Here is an 18,684-nt window from a genome sequence, read left to right as displayed (position 1 = left end):
AGGTGGGTGCCATCGAGACGCAGTATCCGCCCGAGGTGTACGCGGCTGCTCCGCCGGAGGAGCTCGTCCGCGCGCCCCAGACGCCCCTGTGGGTATGGTTTACGCTGACCGCGGCGGCTGGAATCCCCGCGGGGCTGGTGTGGTGGATGGCTGCACCGGGCGGAGCGTTCTATGGCGGCGGTTCCACCGGAGCATGGTTGCCCCGGGACCTGGCGCTGGGGCTGATCGGGATCCTGTGCGGCCTGGTCGTCGGGCTGATGGCGGCCCGGCAGCGTTTCGCCATCGCTGCAGCGGCACGGACGACGACGGCGGTTGCGGGTTCGGCGCTCGGTTCGCTGATTGCCTGGCTGGGCGGCGAATGGACGGCGTCACTGGCCGGGTCGACCGCGCAAGCGGCGGCATCGGCGTCCGCGGGATCCGTGGCGCACGGCTTTTCGCTGGCGTCCTATGGGATTCTGCTGCTGTGGCCGGCTGCCGCCGCGCTGACCGTGTTCGGCGTGACCATGATCAGCATGTTGCGCACCGCGCGGGCGGCATAACCGGGCGCACTGCACCGGCACGTAGAATAAGTGCCGTGACACCTTCGGACACTGCTTCCCCAAGCCCGCTGCTGCAGACTCTCGATCTTCGTGGCAGGAGCCTTTCCTATGCCCGGTTGCGGCAGCTGGTCCCCCGGGCCGAAAGCGCCGGCAGCAACGTCGCCACGGCCGTTGCAGGCATTATTGACGACGTCCGCGCCCGCGGTGTTACCGCCCTGACCGAACTGGCCGCCAGGTTCGACGGCGTGCAGCAGCAACATCCCCGGGTGCCGCAGGCGGAGCTCGACGCGGCCCTGCAGGCACTGGACCCTGACGTGGCCGCCGCGCTGGCCGAATCCATCGACCGGGCGAAGGCCTTCGCCGCCGCCCAGGTCCCGGATGAAACGCTCGTTGAGGTCGCACCCGGGGCAGTCGTGAGGCAGAAATGGATACCGGTGCGCCGGGTCGGCCTGTACGTGCCGGGCGGGCTGGCTGCCTACCCCTCGTCGGTGGTGATGAATACCGTGCCGGCCATGGCCGCCGGGGTCGAATCCGTGGCCCTGGCCTCCCCGCCGCAGTCCGATAACGGAGGATTGCCCCACCCGGTTATCCTCGCCGCCGCCGCGCTGCTGGGGATCGAGGAGGTCTACGCCATCGGCGGCGCCCAGGCAGTGGCCGCCTTCGCCTACGGCGTCGACGGCGCCGGCGAGGGCGTGGACGGTTCCGGTGGGGCTTCTGCGGCGGAAACTATCGAACCGGTGGATATCGTCACCGGGCCGGGCAATGTCTTCGTGGCCACCGCAAAGCGACTGGTGAAGGGTGTTATCGGTATCGACGCCGAGGCCGGAACCACCGAGATTGCCATCCTGGCCGATGAGACGGCGCGATCGTCCCTGGTGGCGGCCGATCTGATCAGCCAGGCCGAACATGATCCGGCTGCTGCTTCGGTGCTGGTCACCGACTCGGTTCAATTGGCCGAATCAGTCCAGAGCGCCGTTGCCGAACGCGCCGCTGCCACCAAACACACCGAACGGGTGCACACAGCACTGAGCGGCAGCCAGTCCGGCGTCGTGCTTGTCGATGACATAGAGCAGGGGATCGCAGTCTGCGACGCCTACGCGGCCGAACACCTGGAAATCCACACCCGCGAAGCGGCGGCAGTGGCCGGGCGGATCCGCAATGCCGGCGCTATCTTCATCGGCGACTATGCACCGGTCAGCCTGGGCGACTACTGCGCCGGCTCCAACCACGTGCTTCCCACCGGGGGAACGGCCGCTTTCGCGTCCGGACTGAATGTGCACACGTTCCTCAAGGCCGTGCAGCTGGTGGACTATGATCGTGGTGCGCTGCAGGAGGTCAGCGGCCACATCCGCCACTTGTCGGCCAGCGAAGACCTGCCCGCACATGGCGAAGCCGTCGACGCCCGGTTCGAATAAGCACCCGGCGCCCGCACGGCATTAGGAGCAGTCCGCGCATCGGCGAGGACGGATCCCGAATGGAGCAGCCGCCGCCCACTATCGGGTGTCACCACTAGATATAGTAAAAAACCTTGTAAAAACACCACATATAGTTCTATGATGTGTATGCGCCGGTCAACGGGTCCATCAGGCGCATCATCGGGCGACTCACGGCAGAGCAGGGAGGGCACTATGTACTGTCCCTTCTGCCGCCATGCCGACTCACGTGTCGTGGACAGCCGGACAGCGGACGACGGTTCAGCCATCCGCAGGCGGCGGCAGTGCCCGGAATGCTCACGCCGCTTCACCACCATCGAGACCACCAGCCTGACGGTCGTCAAGCGGTCCGGGGTGGGGGAGCCGTTCAGCAGGACCAAGGTCATCACCGGCGTCCGCAAGGCGTGTCAAGGCCGACCGGTCACCGAAGATGACCTGGCGGTGCTGGCGCAGGAAGTCGAGGAAGCCATCCGGGCCAGCGGGGCGGCCGAGATTGAGGCCCATGAAGTCGGGCTGGCGATACTGGGCCCGCTGCGGAAGCTCGACCTGGTGGCGTATTTGCGCTTCGCCAGCGTCTACCAGGCGTTCGACTCGCTGGAGGATTTCGAGGCAGCCATCCAGCTGCTGCGCCACGAATCGGAGGCAGTCGAAGCAACCGGTGACCGGCCTGCCCGCCAGAGCCGGAAGAAACAGCCGGCCACTGACGGCCAGGGGACGCTGCTGTAATCTCCGGTGGTGGCCGCGGAGGGGAAGCCGCAGGCCACCACCGGCTCTCTAAATATGCTTGAAGCGTTCCGCCGAATGGAGCGCTGCCCCGACGATTCCGGCGTTGTTCTTCAATTTCGCGGGCAGCACCGGTGTGCGCAGGTCCAGCAGCGGGAGGAAGTCCTCGCTCCGCTTGGAAATTCCGCCTCCGATGATGAACAGTTCGGGGGAGAAGAGGAACTGGATATGGCTGAAGTAGCGCTGCAGCCGTTCTCCATACTCATCCCAGCTGAGACCCTCCCGTTCGCGCGCCGAGGCAGAGGCGCGTGTTTCGGCGTCGTACCCGTCCAATTCCAAGTGACCCAGTTCGGCATTGGGGACCAGCACGCTGTCCATGATGAATGCCGAGCCGATGCCGGTACCGAGGGTAATCATCAGCACCACACCGTCCACTCCGGCCCCGGCGCCGAACCTGGCCTCAGCCAGACCGGCGGCGTCGGCGTCGTTCATGACTTCGACTTCCCGCCCCAGAATGTCAGTGAAGAGGGTGTCGACGTCGGTATCGATCCAGCTCTTGTCCACGTTGGCCGCGGAGCGGGCGATGCCGTGGGAGATGATCGCCGGGAATGTCACCCCCACCGGGGATCCCGGGGCCGGAGCCAGCTCCCGGGTCGACAGCTCGTCGACAATGTCCTTCACGCACAGCGCCACCTGCTTCGGAGTCGAGGGGCGGGGCGTGTCCAGCCGGTACCGTTTGCCGATTACCTTGCCGGTGGCCATATCGACAATGCCGCCCTTGATCCCGGTGCCGCCAATGTCGACGCCGATGACCGTGGTCGGTGCGGCGCCATCGGCGGTGGTAGCGGCGGGCTGGTGCTGAGTCATGGATACTCCGAAGGTGGTCTCGTGGGCGCGCGGCGTTTCCACCGTCGTCGGCCTCCACCGCCGTCGGACGGTGCGCCATGCGCCTCAGGGCAGGGTCAGAATCTCCGCACCGGTCTCGGTGACCAGCAGGGTGTGCTCAAACTGGGCAGTGCGCTTACGGTCCCGGGTCACGACTGTCCAGTCGTCATCCCACATGTCCCATTCGACGGTGCCGAGGGTGAGCATAGGTTCTATAGTAAACGTCATTCCGGGTTCGATGGGCCTGTCATAGGCCGGTGCGGCGTCATAATGGGGGATGATCAGGCCGGTGTGGAAGGCTTCGCCGACGCCGTGTCCGGTGAAATCCCGCACGACCCCGTAATTGAAGCGCTTGGCGTAGGACTCGATAGCACGGCCGATGACGTTGATCTGCCGGCCCGGAGCGACCACCCGGATAGCCCGGTTCAGCGCTTCCTGGGTGCGCTCGACCAGCAGCCCGGACTCCTCGTCCACATCGCCTGCCAGGAAGGTGTAGTTCGTATCGCCGTGCACACCGTTCTTGTACGCGGTGATATCGATATTGACGATGTCGCCGTCGGCGATGACAGTGCTGTCCGGGATGCCGTGGCAGATGACCTCATTGACCGACGAACACAGTGACTTGGGGAAGTTCCGGTAGCCGAGCGTGGAGGGGTAGGCCTGGTGGTCGAGGAGGAATTCATGGCCGACCCGGTCCAGATCATCGGTGGTCACGCCGGGCTGGATGTGCTTGCCGACCTCCACCAGTGCCTGAGCCGCGATTTTCGAGGCTTCGCGGATCCTCTCAAGGGTCTCGGCGCTCTTCACCTCGGAGCCGGTGAATTTCGACGGCGCGTCCTTCCCGACATACTCCGGCCGGTCGATGCTTTGCGGGACCGGGCGGATGGGGGAGACGGTTCCCTGGGTCAGCGTGCCAATAGGTGCGGTTGAAACATGTTGGGGCATACCATCGATCATATAAGCCAGATTAGGCACGGGTGGAAAATCCCTCCCTCGGCGAACGGAGAGGAGTATGTATGGGTGACTTTTGGTACAACGTCGTCACCGGCAAGGTCGAAGAAGGTGCCCAGTCGGACTGGACTCAGCTGATCGGGCCGTACCAGACGCGGGCCGAGGCCGAACAGGCCATGCAGAAGGTGCAGCAGCGCAACGAAGCCTGGGATTCGCAGGACGATTTCTGACGTAGGATTCCAAGCAATTTTCCGCGTGTCGCCAGCGTGCGCGTGCTGCCCCAAGCTGTCTGGGCAAATTTCCTCGGTCTCAGCGATGGTCATGGATCAATGCCCTACGTCGAACACAGCGTGTCAACTCCGAATCAGTGATGTGTCTGTGAGGGAAGGGAATGGATCGGTGCGCAATCGTGCATGGGTTTCGACGTCGAACCGTTCATCGCCATAGCGCAGTTTTTGCCGTTCGATCCCCTCAGGCATGAAGCCGGCACGGCGTGCCACTCCGCATGAGGCAGGGTTATTGACGCGGTGTCCAAGTTCGAGCCTGAACAGGCCGCGAGCAAACGCCCAATCGGACACCGCGGCCAGGGCATAGGCGGCGTAGCCGCGCCCACGGGCCGAGGCAGAAAGCCAGTAATAGGCCCAAGCGGTTTCATGCCGCCACTCGATTGCTGAAAGTCCAACGTTGCCCACGGCTACACCGCCGGTGGTGATCGCCCAGTTTCGGCTCGTATCGGTGAATGGCAGCTGCTTGCTGATGAACTCTTCGGCGAGTTCCACGGTAGCCAGGATTGCCGTCCCAAACTGATTCACCAAGTCGGGACTCGACGCATAAGCATCGTGCAGTGCGGACGCATCACCGGGCGACCAGCTACGAAGTTCGATAGTCATACGACCCCATTATGCCCGACCACTCACAGGCCCGCTGCGGTCAGCTGCTGTTATTCTCGTCGGCTGGGTCTTCGGCGGTGCGCTTCCGTAGCTGGTCGGCCCCGATGGCGAGGGCGAGGCCGAGCGACGGGCCAATCGCGACGCCCAGGGCGATGTTGTCAAGCAGCATGCCGAGCACGATTCCAAATGCGCCCCCGAGGCCCAAACCGAGCCCGAGCATCCGGTTCTCCGGTGGCTCCTTCTTGTCAGACATAACTCCAGCGTAGGGGCGGCAACTGTCGTTGACGAAGGGGCCGCCCCTCAGCTCAGCCGAGTCGTTGGATACGAGCCGCCTTATCGATTGGCAATCCAGCGCCACATCAACGGACGATTCGCACCGATGGACCGCGTCGAAATCGGGCTGATGCCTGCCGGCAACGAGACAAGCATAAATCTGCCCCATTCCTTCGGACCCCTTCGACAGGAGCTGCGGCACGAAGCGTATGACTTCTTTGCCGATGGATGCAGTGACAGCCTCGAGCACCTGCAACAATTTGTCAACGATGACCCTGGTGATCCGTAACGAGCTGCGTAGCCAACTGGTGTCAATTACCGATCCCGTTTCGGTATGCCGATGACTGCTCAAGGGGCGCTGACGTGGCATCCTGTCGGGATGACATTGAAAGTTCGTGCCGCGGAAGCTGCAGACTTGGACTTCCTGGCTGCGATGCTTGCTGAAGCCGCCTTCTGGCGTCCGAGCGAGCCACGTGAGAGCGTCGACGAGGTCCTGCGCCGCCCGGAGTTGGCGCATTACGTGGCAGGATGGCCGCGTCCCGGCGACCGCGGCCTGATCGCTGAGTACGAGACCGATGTGCCAGTCGGAGCAGCATGGCTTCGATTCTTCCCGGAAGCCGACCCGGGATACGGGTTCGTCGACGCCGCCGTGCCTGAACTCTCGATGGGCGTAGTGCCATCCGCGCGCGGGCAGGGTGTCGGTCGCCGCCTGCTCAAGGGCCTCATCGACGCGAGCCGTAGCGCCGGTCTGCCGGGAATCAGCCTCAGCGTGGAAACCGACAATTACGCTCGACGACTGTACGAGCAGGCCGGCTTTCGGCCGGTCGGCCTCGAGGAAGGTGGCGCAGTCACCATGCAGTTGTCCTTCTGGTGACCCGATAACCGCTCGACAACCGGTTATTCCTCAGCTGCTGCTCCAGGCCACGCGGATAATGGACGGACCCCGGTGGTGAATAGCAGTCACAGCGATGGCCGTCTCCGGGTCAGGCACCTTCGCGTAGATGTATCCCGCCACGATGAATGTTGACCGTGAAATCCACATTAAGGGCTGCCGACAGCCGTGCCAGAGTAGCCAGCGATGGCTCGTGCTCGCCGGACTCCAGCCGCGCCACGTGGGGCTGGCGCAGGCCCACCAATTTGCCGAAAGCGGTCTGGGTCAAACCGTGCTCATTCCGATAGCGCAGGATACGGATCGCGACGTCGTTAGCGAACCGGGTCCGCTCGTGCTCGGCCCGATAAGCCGGATCGCCCAGGTCCCGCTCATGGAGCACATCCGCCGCGGTCAATTCTGACAACTTCACCATCTTCCTCACTCCTCCAACTCGCCCAGCCGCTTCATAGCGGCATTGCAAGCCCGCTTGAAGCCCTTCGGGTCCTGCTGTGCCTCCGGCGAGACAGCAGCGATAACCAACGTGTCCCCAAACTGCCGATACAAACCACGCCACGGGCTCCGCCCCGCCCTGGGACGAAGCTCCCGCAGCCGAAAGGCTCCCTTCACGGCACTGGTATGTGGATAGCCCAACGTGGGTCCTATCGACTGGAGCTTGGCCACCGCGTTGTAGAGAGCGTTACGTTCACCGGCTGGCAGTTTGTCCCGCTCGCGCTCGGCATCAGGTAGATAGACAACTGCCCACATACAATAAATATACCACGAATGGTATCAGGCGCCGTCTCAGTTATCCATGCGTCCTCAACTGAAATGTGCTGTTCAGAGAGTAGCCCCTAATATCAGCGTGTCTGCTCCGTTTTTGAGTACCCGGCTGCCGACAGCCAATCTTTCTCGGCGACTCGCTGCGGTGACTGTCCTTTGAAGCGCGTTCGGGGCGGATCGCCGACATTGAAGATTTGGCACCGTCGATTTTCTGTCGAAATCAGATCCGCCGTCGTCGCGCACTTCCACCCCACAGCAGTCAACAATGACGTTGACCTCGGAAGCTCCGGGGAGACGGGAAGATCATCATGACTACCGAATACATCTTGGAATATCGGGAGCAACAATGGCGCGATACATCCAGCCATGGCAGATGCAGACATATCCTTGTCGATCACTGAAATGTAAATGGGCCGCAATTGAGCTTCAGGTGCTGTCCCCGGTGGAGAACGGGCGGACGCCGGTGGATCCATCCGCTCGGTAGATGGCTATCGCTCCGATGGCTGTTTGCATGCCGTCGCTCAATGCCAGCAGTCTTCCTGCGAACTCACGGATCCGGCCGTCTGAACACAGCACCGGCAAGTCAGCCGCCATGTCCTTGATTTCCGGATTGGCCATGGCTCGATGAAAGCCGACCCAGTGGGCATCGCGCAGATTCTCGGGAATGATGATGTCTACACGCGCTCCGATAGCGGAGGAAGCCTGATGGCCGAACAATTGGACCGCGCCATCGTTCCAGGAAGTGATGAAACCATCCGTATCGACGATGATTACAGCATGTGTGGTCACCTTGTCATCCAAGCACGTACCCCGCTCAAACGAAAGCAACCTGACCTTATTCACAAACGGATCGGCAACCGAACCAACAACGAGCCTGGCAATCGGTGAGTTCGGTGTGTAAAGCTTGGAGCTATGGCGGACCACACCCATCGCCACGCGCTGATGGATGAATCGTTCTACGTACTTTACGGAAGCTACACGGTCACGTGCGGAGACCAGGTGTTCGACGCTTTCGAAGGCGATCTCGTCCATCTACCGAAGGGAATTCCCCACAAGTACGCCGCAGGCCCTGACGGGGGACAGAAACTGATCCTGGCGACTCTTGGTGGACTGGAAGACTTCTTCGACGACTTGGACGGCGGAATGGAACCCGGCGAACTCGCACGGAAGCACCACATCGAATTCCTGGACTGAGCCGCCTTCGCATGCGAATTCCCAACTGACGGGGACACACAGGTTCAGAAAGAGTGTTCCGGTCCGGGGAAACTGCCGTCGCGCACATCCTGTGCGTAGGCAGCGGCAGCGTCGCTCATCACCGCATGCAGGTTGGCGTACTGTTTGACGAACCGCGGGCTTTTGCCGGTCCCCAGGCCCATCATGTCCTGCCACACCAGCACCTGGCCGGTGGTGGCGTTACCCGCGCCGATGCCCACCGTGGGAACCGGCACCGCACGGTCGACGGCGGCGGCAACCTCGGCGGGGACCATCTCCATCAGCACGCAGAAGGCGCCGGCCTCGGCCAGTGCGACGGCGTCGTCGATCACCGCCTGTCCTGCGGTGTCCTTGCCCTGGACCCGGTAACCGCCCAGCGCGTGTTCGCTTTGCGGGGTGAAGCCGATGTGGGCCATCACCGGGATGCCGGCGTCGACCATGGCCTGTACGTACGGGGCGTAGCGCCGGCCGCCTTCCATCTTGACGGCGCTGACCAGCCCTTCTTTCATCAGCCGGACCGAAGACGCGACTGCCTGGCCGGCCGAGACCTCGTAACTGCCGAAGGGCAGGTCGGCCACCACGAATGCGCGCTTCGCGGACGATGAGACGGCCTTGCACAGCGGGATCATCTCATCGAGTGTGATCGGGATGGTGGTGTTATGACCGTAGACATTGTTGGCGGCCGAATCACCGACGAGCAGCACTTCCACTCCGGCGTCGTCGAAGATCGAGGCCGAATACTGCTCATAGGCGGTCAGCATGGCGAACCTGCCGCCGTCGTCCTTGAGCTGCTGCAGATGGTGGGTGCGGATCCGTCCGGGCCGCCGGCCAGTCGAGGTGGTGCCGGAACCATAGGGCGCGGGTTGTTCACCGGAAGTCATACCCAAGAGCCTACTGGACGACCACGACGAGCACAGCGGGGAGGGCGGAAGTCCCGGGCGGCGACGTCATCCATGAGACCGGTACCGTCACCCGCCGGCCCGAAGGAAAGTAGAGTGAGCACAGAGGCGATGCCGCCGTCGAACGAAATGAGGTAGCAGTGAACCGTCAGCAAGAGTTTGTCCTCAGGACCATCGAAGAGCGTGACGTGCGTTTTGTGCGGTTGTGGTTTACCGACGTCGTCGGTTCACTCAAGTCCGTGGCGCTCGCGCCCGCCGAGGTGGAGGGCGCGTTCAGCGAGGGCCTGGGATTCGATGGGTCCTCCATCGAGGGGCTGTCGCGAGTATTCGAGTCGGACATGCTGGTCCAGCCCGACCCGTCGACCTTCCAGATCCTGCCGTGGCGCGGTGAGACGGAGGAAACGTCACGGATGTTCTGCGACATCCTCACCCCGGACGGCATGCCTGCCGCCGCGGATACGCGCAACGTGCTCAAACGGACCCTGGCCAAGGCCGCCGATATGGGGTTCACCTGCTACACCCACCCGGAGATCGAGTTCTACCTGCTCAAGTCGGACAAGCTCGGGGCCGACGGGTTCCCGGAGCCGGTGGACGAGGCGGGGTATTTCGACCATGTTCCCGGAGGGGTGGCCCAGGACTTCCGCCGCACGGCGGTGAGCATGCTCGAAGCTGTCGGCATCTCCGTGGAGTTCAGCCACCACGAAGCCGGGCCCGGCCAGAACGAAATCGACCTGCGTTACGCCGACGCGCTGCAGACTGCGGACAACGTGATGACCTTCCGCACCGTGGTCAAGGAAGTGGCATTGACCCAGGACAGCTACGCCACCTTTATGCCAAAGCCGTTCTCCCACCACCCCGGCTCCGGGATGCATACCCACTTCTCACTCTTCGAAGGTGATACCAACGCTTTCTTCGAGGCGGGCACGGAATTCCAGCTGTCCAAGACGGCGCGCCAGTTCATCGCGGGCTGGCTCAAGCACGCCCCGGAGTTCACGGCGGTCACCAACCAGTTCGTCAACTCCTACAAGCGGCTCTGGGGTGGCGGCGAAGCACCCAGCTACCTGTCCTGGGGACACAACAACCGCTCGGCGCTGGTGCGGGTGCCGCTGTACAAACCGGGCAAGGGCCAGTCCGCCCGGGTGGAGTACCGGGGGATCGATTCGGCGGCCAACCCGTATCTCGCCTATGCGGTGCTGCTCGGCGCCGGGTTGAAGGGAATTGAGGAAGGCTACGAACTTCCCGACGCCGTCGAAGAGGACGTGTGGTCGTTGTCGACGGCGGAACGGCGAGCCATGGGCCATGACCCGCTGCCCTCCAGCCTGCACGACGCCATCAGGATACTGGAGGAATCCGAGCTGATGGCCGAAATCCTCGGCGAGCAGGTGTTCGAGCACTTCCTGCGCAATAAACGGGACGAGTGGCACGATTACCGGCTCGAGGTCACCCCGCACGAGCTCAAGCGCAATCTGGGCGTGCTGTAAACGCCGGGGTTGCGATGAATCCGAAATCACCCACCCGCCGGCTGATCACCGCAGGTTTCGCGGACCTTGAAAAGAGTGCCCGGCTGCTTCAGGCACCGGAACTCAACGGCCTCGAGGCGTCACGGCTCTTCGAATCGCTGGCGCTGTCTGCCGATCCGGACCAGGCACTGCTGTTGCTGGTGCGGCTGTTGGAAAAAAGCCCGGAGCTGGCCGGTCTGGTCAACAGCGGCCCGGATGCCAGCGAGCCACTGTTCCGGCTGCTCGGCGCATCCGAGGCACTTGGTGAATTCCTGATCAGCCACCCGGAGAATCTGGACGTGCTGCGGGCCAAGGTCAGTCCCGAACCTACCGGCACGAGCACGGAAGCGCTGCGCGTGTCGCTGCTCAAGGCAGTGCGTGCCGATCCGGGACAGCTGATGCCGGTCGCCGCGGAAGTGGGTCAGGACGCCTACCAGGCATTGAGGGCACAATACCGCCGGCATCTGACCGAACTGGCCATCCGCGACCTGTGCGCCGCGTCCCCGCAGGACTTCTTCCCCATAGCTGCGCGGGAACTGGCCGACCTGGCCGCAGCCGCCCTGGACGCGGCGCTCGCCGTCTCCCGCGCCGAGCTGGCCTCCCACCACGATCCCGACGAGATCGCCGACATCCGGCTGGCCGTCATCGGGATGGGCAAATGCGGTGCGGGCGAATTGAACTACATTTCCGACGTCGACGTCATCTATGTGATCGACAGTGACGATGCCGAGGACGCCAAGGCGGCCACCATTGGCACCGCACTGGCCACCGGGATTTCCCGGGCCATTTCCTCGGCGGCCAGCGAACCCGGGTTGTGGGAAGTCGACGCCAACCTGCGTCCCGAGGGGCGGGAGGGGCCGCTGGTGCGCACCGTGGAGTCCCACCTGAACTACTACCAGCGGTGGGCGAAGAGCTGGGAATTCCAGGCCCTGCTGAAGGCCAGGCCCATCGCCGGTGACATGGAACTGGGGCGGCGGTACGAACAGGCGCTGAGCCCGCTGATCTGGAGCTCCTCTGAACGGGAGGGGTTCGTTGAATCCGTGCAATCGATGCGGCGGCGGGTGACTGAACATATCCCCGCCCAGGAACAGGGCCGGCAGATCAAGCTCGGTTCTGGCGGACTGCGCGATGTGGAATTCACCGTTCAGCTGCTGCAATTGGTGCACGCCAAGGCGGACGAGTCGCTGCGGTGCCGGGATACCACTTCGGCCATCGCGGCATTGTCCGAGGCGGGATATATCGGGCGGTCCGACGCCCGCGAGTTCGACGCCGTGTACCGCTACCTGCGGGTGCTGGAGCACCGGATTCAACTGGTCCACTTGCGCAGGACTCATCTGATGCCGCAGTCCGAAGCGGCCCGTCGGGCGCTGGCCCGCGGCATGCTCGGCGCGCTGACCGCCTCCAGGCCCAGCGCCGAAAGCCTGATGGCCTCGTGGCAGCGTACCAAACGGTCCGTCCGCACGTTGTATGAACGCATTTTCTACCGGCCAGTGCTGGCGACGGCGGCACACCTCAGTGCCGAGGACGTGGCGCTCTCGCCGGCGGCAGCCGGCGCGCGGCTGGCGGCGCTGGGGTACATGGATCCCAAGGGGGCGCTGCGGCACATCCAGTCGTTGACCGCCGGCATCAGCCGGCGGGCGGCATTGCAGCGTCAATTACTGCCCGTGCTGCTCGGCTGGCTCGCCGACGGCGTCGACCCCGACGCCGGCCTGCTCGGTTTCCGGCGGATCAGCGAGGCGCTGGGCACCAGCCCCTGGTATCTGGGCATGCTGCGTGATTCCAATGCGGCCGCCGAACGGTTGTGCCATATTCTGTCCAGTTCCCGCTTCATCACCGACCTGCTTGAGGTCTCCCCCGAGGCGGTGAAGTGGTTGGGTTCCGACGACGGCCTGACGGTGCGCAGCTTCGACGCCCAATGGGAGGAAATCCGGGCCAAGATGCGCAGGAGCCACGATTCAGCGGGAGCTATCCGGCTGATCCGGCTGATCCGGCGCCGGGAAATCCTGCGGATTGCGATCGCCGACAGCTCCGGACTGCTGGACCAGGACACGGTGGGGCAGGCGTTGGCAGACGCGGACCGGGCGGCGATTCTCGGAGCGCTGCATGCGGCCGAGGAGCAGGTGTTTGAGTCCGCCGGGAAACTGACGTCCATGCTGATCGTGGCCATGGGCCGGCAAGGCGGACGCGAAATCGGCTACGGATCCGATGCCGACGTGCTGTTTGTCCACCGCGGCCTCGAGGGTGTGCCCAAGGAAGCGGCGCAAAAGCAGGCCGAGCAGATCGTGACGCTGACGACGTCGTTATTGAAGCAACCATGCAAGCCGCCCATTCTGGCCGAACGAGTGCTGGATGTGGATGCCAGCCTCCGCCCCGAGGGCAAACAGGGGCCGCTGGTGCGATCCTTTGACTCCTACCGCGAGTACTACACCCGCTGGTCCCAGGTCTGGGAGGCCCAGGCGCTGCTGCGGGCCCGGCCGATAGCCGGAGACGACGCGCTGGCCGAGGACTTCATCGCGCTGATCGACCCCGTCCGCTACCCGGCGCAGGTCAGCGCCGGCGAGCAGCGGGAAATCCGGCGGATCAAGGCCAGGGTCGAGGCCGAACGGCTGCCTCGCGGGGCGGATCCCGCCCGGCAGCTGAAACTGGGCAGGGGAGGGCTGTCCGACGTCGAATGGCTGGTCCAGCTGCTCCAGCTGGAGAATGCGTATTCGGTCCGGGCGCTGCGCACGACGTCAACCGTTGAAGCTACCAATGCCGCCGTGGAGGCGGACCTGCTGCCCGCCGACGAAGCACAAACCCTGCTGGAGAGTTGGCAGCTGGCCAGCCGTATCCGTTCGGCGAACGTGATTTGGAGCGGGCGTGCCTCCGACCTGCTGCCCTCCGCCCGCCAGGACCTGGAAGCGGTGGCCCGATGGTGCGGCTACGAGGCCGGTATGGCCGCCGACATTGAAGAGGACTACCTGCGGCTGACGCGGCGGGCGAGGGGCATCTTCGAGAACCACTTCTTCGAGCAGTAGAGCGGCGCAGGACGAGGTGGCCGCGGGGCTTTAGACCCCGTAGTACAGCTCGAACTCGTACGGGTGCGGCCGCTCGGCCAGCGGGGCGATTTCGCTCTCGCGCTTGTACTCAATCCAGGTGTCGATCAGGTCCTGGGTGAACACGCCGCCGGCCTGGAGGAACTCGTTGTCGTTCTCCAGGGCAATGAGGGCCTCTTCCAGCGTGGCGGGGGCCTTCGGGATGTCCCTGGCCTCTTCCGGCGGCAGTTCGTAGAGGTCCTTGTCGATCGGTTCCGGCGGTTCGATCCGGTTCCGGATGCCGTCCAGGCCGGCCATCAACTGGGCGGAGAAGGCCAGATACGGGTTCCCCGAACCGTCCGGTGCGCGGAACTCCAGCCGCTTGGCTTTCGGGTTCGAGCCGGTGATGGGAATCCGGATCCCGGCGGAACGATTGCCCTGCGAGTAGACCATGTTGACCGGCGCCTCAAAACCCTTGACCAGGCGGCGGTATGAATTCACCGTCGGATTGGTGAAGGACAGCACGGCGTCGGCGTGCTTGAGCAGTCCGCCAATGTACCAGCGGGCGACGTCGGACAGCCCGGCGTAGCCCGTCTCGTCGTAGAACAGCGGTTCGCCGCTGTTCCACAGCGACTGGTGGCAGTGCATGCCAGAACCGTTGTCGCCGAAGACAGGTTTGGGCATGAAGGTCAGGGACTTGCCCCAGGCATGGGCAACGTTCTTGACGATGTACTTGAACTTCATCAAGTCATCGGCGGCGGAGGTCAGGGTGGAGAACTTGTAGTTGATTTCCGCCTGCCCGGCAGCGCCGACTTCATGGTGGGAGCGCTCGACTTCCAGGTCGACGGCGGCCAGTTCGATGCACATCGCATCGCGCAGGTCCGCTTGATGGTCGACCGGAGCCACCGGAAAGTAGCCACCCTTCTCCGGTGTCTTGTTGGCCAGGTTGCCGCCTTCTTCCTCCCGCCCGGAGTTCCACCAGGCTTCTTCGGAGTCGATCTTGTAGAACGTGTTGCCCGGGGTGGTTTGGAATCGGGCATCATCGAAGATGTAGAACTCAGCTTCGGAGGCGAAGAACGCCGTGTCTGCTATGCCGGTGGAGGCCAGGTACGCCTCGGCCCGCTCGGCCACGCCACGGGGGTCGCGATGGTACGGGTCGCCGGTGCGCGGGTTGACGATGGAGAAGCTCAGCGTCAGGGTCTTCTCGATACGGAACGGATCGATGTAGGCGCTGGTGGGATCCGGAATGAGCTGCATGTCCGACTCGGCGATGCCCTGGAACCCGCGGATCGAGGATCCGTCGAAGAGCTGGCCGTTGACGAAAAAGTCCTCGTCGACGCTGGCGGCGGGCACATTGAAGTGCTGCTGGACGCCGGGCAGGTCGGTGAAACGGACATCGACGAATTTGACGTCTTCGTCGGCGATGTATTTGAGGACTTCGCCCGCATCTTTGAACATCGAAAATTGCTCCTTGTATATGAAGATGAATGCCACCAGTGTGAAACGTCACGCCGCTGGACTTTGTTGGTTCAGATTGCCGCCGTCGGCCGGTCTGCACGATGGTTTAGAGTGTACGAGCCGGCGGTTTCATGCCCGTATCGGAAATGTTTCCGGCAGATTACGTCGCTGTTGGAAGCCCCCTTTGCCCCGGTCGTACTAGGCTTATTGTGTGGTGCAACGACGAGACATAGGTTCCTGGCTGGAAGGAACGCCGGATAACTCCGGCCAGCATTGGCCCGGCGAACGCCTCGGAAAGCCAAAGACGGGGCCGGGGTCCATGGCCCGGCCGGGACGCAGGCTGGCGGCGCTGTTGATCGACTGGCTGCTGTGCTACCTGATTGCCGCCGGTCTGTTCGACGCCAACCAGATGGCAATTCTGGGCATCTTTGCCGTGGAGCAGATGGTGCTGGTTGCCACGCTGGGCTACTCGGTGGGGCACCGGATCCTGGGCATCCAGGTGCAAAAACTCGATGGCGGACCCGCGGGTCCACTGGCTGCGGTCGTCCGCACCGTGCTGCTGTGCCTGCTGATACCGGCAGTGGTGTTCGACGTCGACCAGCGCGGGCTGCATGACCGTGCCATGGGCACAGTGCTGGTGCGGATGTAACCGTTCGGGCATCACAGGCAATTGGCGGTCAGCGGCCCCGGGCGGCCTTGCGGTCCGGCCGGGCCTTGAGCGGATCGACACCCTTGGGTATCGGCAGCCGGTTGCCCAGCGAAGTGATCCGCTTATTGACCTGCTGCACCTCCTGCTTGGTCAGCTCTTTCTTCAGCTTCTGGATCCGCTTCGATACCTTGCTCAGCGGGACCTGATGTTCGCCGTCGCCGGCCTGGATGACATGGATTGACACGTTGGGCAGGATCCGCCGCAGCCGCTTCCGTTCACCGTCGATCAACCGCTTGACCCGGTGTGGCGGTCCTTCGCTGACCAGCACGACGCCGGGACGGCCAATGGCCCTGAAGACCGCGTCCTGGCTGCGGGGGTCGACGGCGGCGGGCTGTTCCTCGGTGATCCAGCCGCGGCGCAGTGTGCTCAGGGCCGCTCCGGCGGCACCGGGTTGGCCGTCCAACTGTGCAAACGCCGCCCGTTCGGCCCGGCGGGACAGAATGAACATTGCGGCGAGCAGGCCAAGCGGCACGGCAACAATGAGCGCAGTGATCCAGTTGTTGATCAGCAGGCCAACGACCAGCCCGATGGCGGTGATGCCCAGGAAAGCCAGCAGCATCAGCCAGACCACGCTGGGGTCGTTGCGGCGGGTCATCTGGAAGACGTCCCGCATCTGCTTCATGCGGCCGGGCTTCTTATTGGCTTTCGCCTCTTTGTTCCGCCGCTTGAAGATGCTCTTCTTCTCGGGCTTGCCGGGGTTGCCCGGTTTGTCGCTTTTGCCGCCGCCGGTGGCGTTTGTCACGTCTGAATCAGTCCTTTTGGCCATAGTATTACCAATTCTACGGGACGTCACACCAGGCTGGCGGCCTCCTGGAGGGTTGAGCCCGATTCGGCGATGTGAGCCAGTTCATCCGGAACGTCACGCCCCTTTTTCCGCATTGCCGATGCCCACATCCGGCCGGCGCGGTAGGACGAGCGTACCAGCGGTCCACTCATCACCCCGAGAAAGCCGATTTCCTCGGCTTCGTCGCGGATATCCAGGAATTCCTGCGGCTTGATCCACCGGTCGACCGGGTGATGCCGCGGGCTGGGGCGCAGGTACTGGTTGATGGTGATCAGGTCGCAACCGGCCTCATGGAGGTCGCGCAGCGCCTCGGAGACCTCTTCGCGGGTTTCGCCCATGCCCAGGATCAGGTTCGACTTCGTCACCATGCCCTGGTCCCGGCCCTGGGTGATCACGCCCAGCGACCGCTCATAGCGGAAAGCGGGACGAATGCTGCGGAAGATCCGCGGAACCGTTTCGACATTGTGCGCGAACACCTCCGGCTTCGCATCGATCACTTCCTGGATCAATTCCGGTTTGCCGGAAAAGTCCGGGATCAGGATTTCGACGCCGGTGCCCGGGTTCATCGCATGGATGGCACGGATGGTCTCGGCATAGAGCCACACGCCCTCATCGGCCAGGTCGTCGCGGGCCACGCCGGTGACTGTGGCGTACCGCAGGTCCATGGATTTCACGGAGGTGGCCACCTTGCGGGGCTCGGCCACGTCGAGGCGGGACGGCTTGCCCGTGTCGATCTGGCAGAAGTCGCACCGGCGGGTGCACTGCGAGCCGCCAATCAAAAAGGTCGCCTCGCGGTCCTCCCAGCACTCAAAGATGTTGGGGCAACCAGCCTCCTCGCAGACGGTGTTCAGACCCTCTTTGCGCACCTGGTTTTTCAGGGCGGCGAATTCCGGGCCCATCTTGGCCCGGGATTTCATCCAGTCCGGCTTGCGTTCGACGGGAGTCTCGGCATTACGGGCTTCGACCCGCAGCATCTTTCGTCCCTCCGGGGCTACGCTCATTGCAATGCTCCTTCCGTACGTGCGGCGGCTGGACCGGCCGGGCCGGGTGCCGGCGCGGCGCCGGCCACCAGTTGGTCTTCGTGGCGGCGCAGGCCGGCGATGATGGCTGGTGCGATGTCGGCAGGGCTGACATCCTGTTTGGTTTCTTCGTAAATGGAAGTCACTGAAGCGTCGGAGATGCCGCAGGGAACGATCTTTGAGTAGGGGCGCAGATCGTTATTGCAATTGATCGCGAACCCATGCATTGTCACTCCGTCGGCCACCCGGATACCGATGGCGGCGATTTTGCGCGCCGGACCGCGGGAATCCGCCGGAAGCCATACCCCCGAACGCCCGTCCACCTTCTCTCCGGGTACCCCATACGTGCGCAACACCTCGATGATCACGTCTTCAAGTAGATGCACGTAGGCGGACTGCCTGACGGGGTCGGGCAGTTCCAGAATCGGATATCCCACTAATTGCCCGGGGCCGTGCCAGGTGAGCTTGCCGCCCCGGTCGACATGGACCACAGCTGTGCCGTCGTAGGGCAATTCATGATCCTCAGTGCGCTTGCCGGCGGTGAACACGGCCGCATGTTCCAGCAGCAATACGGTACTCGGGGCCGTACCGGCTTTCACCCGCGCGTGCAGATCGCGCTGTGCCGCCCATCCGTCGTCGTACTGTACAAACTGCGGGGCGAGCCCCAGCTGTGTGAACTCCAGTGTCATGACGCTCAGCCTAAGCGCGGCAACGGGTTCAGGCTTAGACGTATGATTTATCGGCC

Annotated in this window: 21 protein-coding genes; 9 read left to right on the top strand and 12 right to left on the bottom strand. The window is 63.8% G+C overall.

Going from position 1 to position 18,684, the window contains the following annotated elements; all coding sequences use genetic code 11:
* Positions 1–2 precede the first annotated feature (2 nt).
* The 3 genes from H535_RS29930 to nrdR all read left to right on the top strand — a co-directional run bounded on the left by H535_RS29930 (position 3) and on the right by nrdR (position 2,698).
* Complete coding sequence (locus H535_RS29930) at positions 3–539, top strand: hypothetical protein (RefSeq protein ID WP_051299069.1); 537 nt, start codon at positions 3–5, stop codon at positions 537–539.
* Positions 540–565: 26 nt separating this feature from the next.
* The gene (gene hisD, locus H535_RS0111305) at positions 566–1,954 is read left to right on the top strand and encodes a histidinol dehydrogenase (RefSeq protein WP_026819633.1); all 1,389 of its coding nucleotides are present in this window, start codon (positions 566–568) and stop codon (positions 1,952–1,954) included.
* 213 nt (positions 1,955–2,167) lie between these two features.
* Positions 2,168–2,698: a transcriptional regulator NrdR gene (gene nrdR, locus H535_RS0111300; RefSeq protein WP_026819632.1), complete on the top strand. Its 531-nt coding sequence runs from the start codon at positions 2,168–2,170 to the stop codon at positions 2,696–2,698.
* A 48-nt stretch (positions 2,699–2,746) separates the two neighbouring features.
* Here nrdR and ppgK read toward each other — a convergent pair whose 3' ends face one another.
* Positions 2,747–3,562, bottom strand: coding sequence for a polyphosphate--glucose phosphotransferase (ppgK, locus tag H535_RS0111295; RefSeq protein ID WP_026819631.1), 816 nt, complete (start codon positions 3,560–3,562; stop codon positions 2,747–2,749).
* A gap of 84 nt (positions 3,563–3,646) precedes the next feature.
* On the bottom strand, positions 3,647–4,525 hold the full coding sequence (gene map, locus H535_RS0111290; RefSeq protein WP_026819630.1) for a type I methionyl aminopeptidase: 879 nt from the start codon (positions 4,523–4,525) through the stop codon (positions 3,647–3,649).
* A 71-nt stretch (positions 4,526–4,596) separates the two neighbouring features.
* On the opposite strand from map, the gene H535_RS29005 reads away from it, so the two are divergent.
* On the top strand, positions 4,597–4,761 hold the full coding sequence (locus H535_RS29005) for an SPOR domain-containing protein (RefSeq protein WP_155838662.1): 165 nt from the start codon (positions 4,597–4,599) through the stop codon (positions 4,759–4,761).
* Between the two features lie 123 nt (positions 4,762–4,884).
* Here the strand turns inward: H535_RS29005 and H535_RS0111280 are convergent, their stop codons facing one another.
* Both H535_RS0111280 and H535_RS24945 read right to left on the bottom strand, forming a co-directional pair.
* Entirely contained in the window at positions 4,885–5,421 is a 537-nt protein-coding gene (locus tag H535_RS0111280; RefSeq protein WP_026819629.1) for a GNAT family N-acetyltransferase, read from the bottom strand.
* A 40-nt stretch (positions 5,422–5,461) separates the two neighbouring features.
* Complete coding sequence (locus H535_RS24945) at positions 5,462–5,674, bottom strand: hypothetical protein (RefSeq protein WP_035769295.1); 213 nt, start codon at positions 5,672–5,674, stop codon at positions 5,462–5,464.
* A 399-nt stretch (positions 5,675–6,073) separates the two neighbouring features.
* Between H535_RS24945 and H535_RS0111265 the strand changes: the two genes are divergently transcribed.
* Positions 6,074–6,568 (top strand): GNAT family N-acetyltransferase, encoded by a 495-nt coding sequence (locus H535_RS0111265; protein WP_026819627.1) that lies wholly within the window; start codon positions 6,074–6,076, stop codon positions 6,566–6,568.
* Positions 6,569–6,677: 109 nt separating this feature from the next.
* On the opposite strand, the gene H535_RS24940 is transcribed toward H535_RS0111265, so the two are convergent.
* The 3 genes from H535_RS24940 to H535_RS27780 all read right to left on the bottom strand — a co-directional run bounded on the left by H535_RS24940 (position 6,678) and on the right by H535_RS27780 (position 8,134).
* The gene (locus H535_RS24940) at positions 6,678–6,998 is read right to left on the bottom strand and encodes a helix-turn-helix domain-containing protein (protein WP_051299067.1); all 321 of its coding nucleotides are present in this window, start codon (positions 6,996–6,998) and stop codon (positions 6,678–6,680) included.
* 5 nt (positions 6,999–7,003) lie between these two features.
* Positions 7,004–7,330, bottom strand: coding sequence for a type II toxin-antitoxin system RelE/ParE family toxin (locus tag H535_RS28405; protein ID WP_081416613.1), 327 nt, complete (start codon positions 7,328–7,330; stop codon positions 7,004–7,006).
* A 441-nt stretch (positions 7,331–7,771) separates the two neighbouring features.
* On the bottom strand, positions 7,772–8,134 hold the full coding sequence (locus H535_RS27780; RefSeq protein ID WP_162144880.1) for a PAS domain S-box protein: 363 nt from the start codon (positions 8,132–8,134) through the stop codon (positions 7,772–7,774).
* A 123-nt stretch (positions 8,135–8,257) separates the two neighbouring features.
* Between H535_RS27780 and H535_RS24925 the strand changes: the two genes are divergently transcribed.
* The gene (locus tag H535_RS24925) at positions 8,258–8,539 is read left to right on the top strand and encodes a cupin domain-containing protein (RefSeq protein WP_051299063.1); all 282 of its coding nucleotides are present in this window, start codon (positions 8,258–8,260) and stop codon (positions 8,537–8,539) included.
* 44 nt (positions 8,540–8,583) lie between these two features.
* Here the strand turns inward: H535_RS24925 and panB are convergent, their stop codons facing one another.
* On the bottom strand, positions 8,584–9,438 hold the full coding sequence (panB, locus tag H535_RS0111240; RefSeq protein WP_035769291.1) for a 3-methyl-2-oxobutanoate hydroxymethyltransferase: 855 nt from the start codon (positions 9,436–9,438) through the stop codon (positions 8,584–8,586).
* A gap of 158 nt (positions 9,439–9,596) precedes the next feature.
* Here panB and glnA (H535_RS0111235) point away from each other — a divergent pair, with 158 nt between their 5' ends.
* Positions 9,597–10,937 (top strand): type I glutamate--ammonia ligase, encoded by a 1,341-nt coding sequence (gene glnA / locus H535_RS0111235; RefSeq protein WP_026819625.1) that lies wholly within the window; start codon positions 9,597–9,599, stop codon positions 10,935–10,937.
* 14 nt (positions 10,938–10,951) lie between these two features.
* Positions 10,952–13,972 (top strand): bifunctional [glutamine synthetase] adenylyltransferase/[glutamine synthetase]-adenylyl-L-tyrosine phosphorylase, encoded by a 3,021-nt coding sequence (locus tag H535_RS0111230; RefSeq protein WP_026819624.1) that lies wholly within the window; start codon positions 10,952–10,954, stop codon positions 13,970–13,972.
* Between the two features lie 30 nt (positions 13,973–14,002).
* On the opposite strand, the gene glnA (H535_RS0111225) is transcribed toward H535_RS0111230, so the two are convergent.
* Entirely contained in the window at positions 14,003–15,427 is a 1,425-nt protein-coding gene (gene glnA / locus H535_RS0111225; protein ID WP_026819623.1) for a type I glutamate--ammonia ligase, read from the bottom strand.
* A 211-nt stretch (positions 15,428–15,638) separates the two neighbouring features.
* On the opposite strand from glnA (H535_RS0111225), the gene H535_RS0111220 reads away from it, so the two are divergent.
* Positions 15,639–16,076: an RDD family protein gene (locus tag H535_RS0111220; protein WP_026819622.1), complete on the top strand. Its 438-nt coding sequence runs from the start codon at positions 15,639–15,641 to the stop codon at positions 16,074–16,076.
* Between the two features lie 28 nt (positions 16,077–16,104).
* On the opposite strand, the gene H535_RS0111215 is transcribed toward H535_RS0111220, so the two are convergent.
* Genes H535_RS0111215 through lipB form a run of 3 tightly spaced genes read right to left on the bottom strand, consistent with a single transcriptional unit; the run spans position 16,105 to position 18,679 of the window.
* On the bottom strand, positions 16,105–16,902 hold the full coding sequence (locus H535_RS0111215; RefSeq protein WP_026819621.1) for a DUF4191 domain-containing protein: 798 nt from the start codon (positions 16,900–16,902) through the stop codon (positions 16,105–16,107).
* Positions 16,903–16,925: 23 nt separating this feature from the next.
* Positions 16,926–17,921: a lipoyl synthase gene (gene lipA / locus H535_RS0111210; RefSeq protein ID WP_026819620.1), complete on the bottom strand. Its 996-nt coding sequence runs from the start codon at positions 17,919–17,921 to the stop codon at positions 16,926–16,928.
* Positions 17,918–18,679: a lipoyl(octanoyl) transferase LipB gene (gene lipB, locus H535_RS0111205; RefSeq protein WP_281171244.1), complete on the bottom strand. Its 762-nt coding sequence runs from the start codon at positions 18,677–18,679 to the stop codon at positions 17,918–17,920. Before lipB ends, lipA begins: the two co-directional genes overlap by 4 nt.
* Positions 18,680–18,684: the final 5 nt, after the last annotated feature.

The sequence above is a fragment of the Arthrobacter castelli DSM 16402 genome (assembly GCF_000430705.1).
GTDB lineage: Bacteria > Actinomycetota > Actinomycetes > Actinomycetales > Micrococcaceae > Arthrobacter_C > Arthrobacter_C castelli.
Note: the sequence above shows the minus strand (reverse complement) of the source record. Positions and strands in the feature narration are given on the sequence as shown.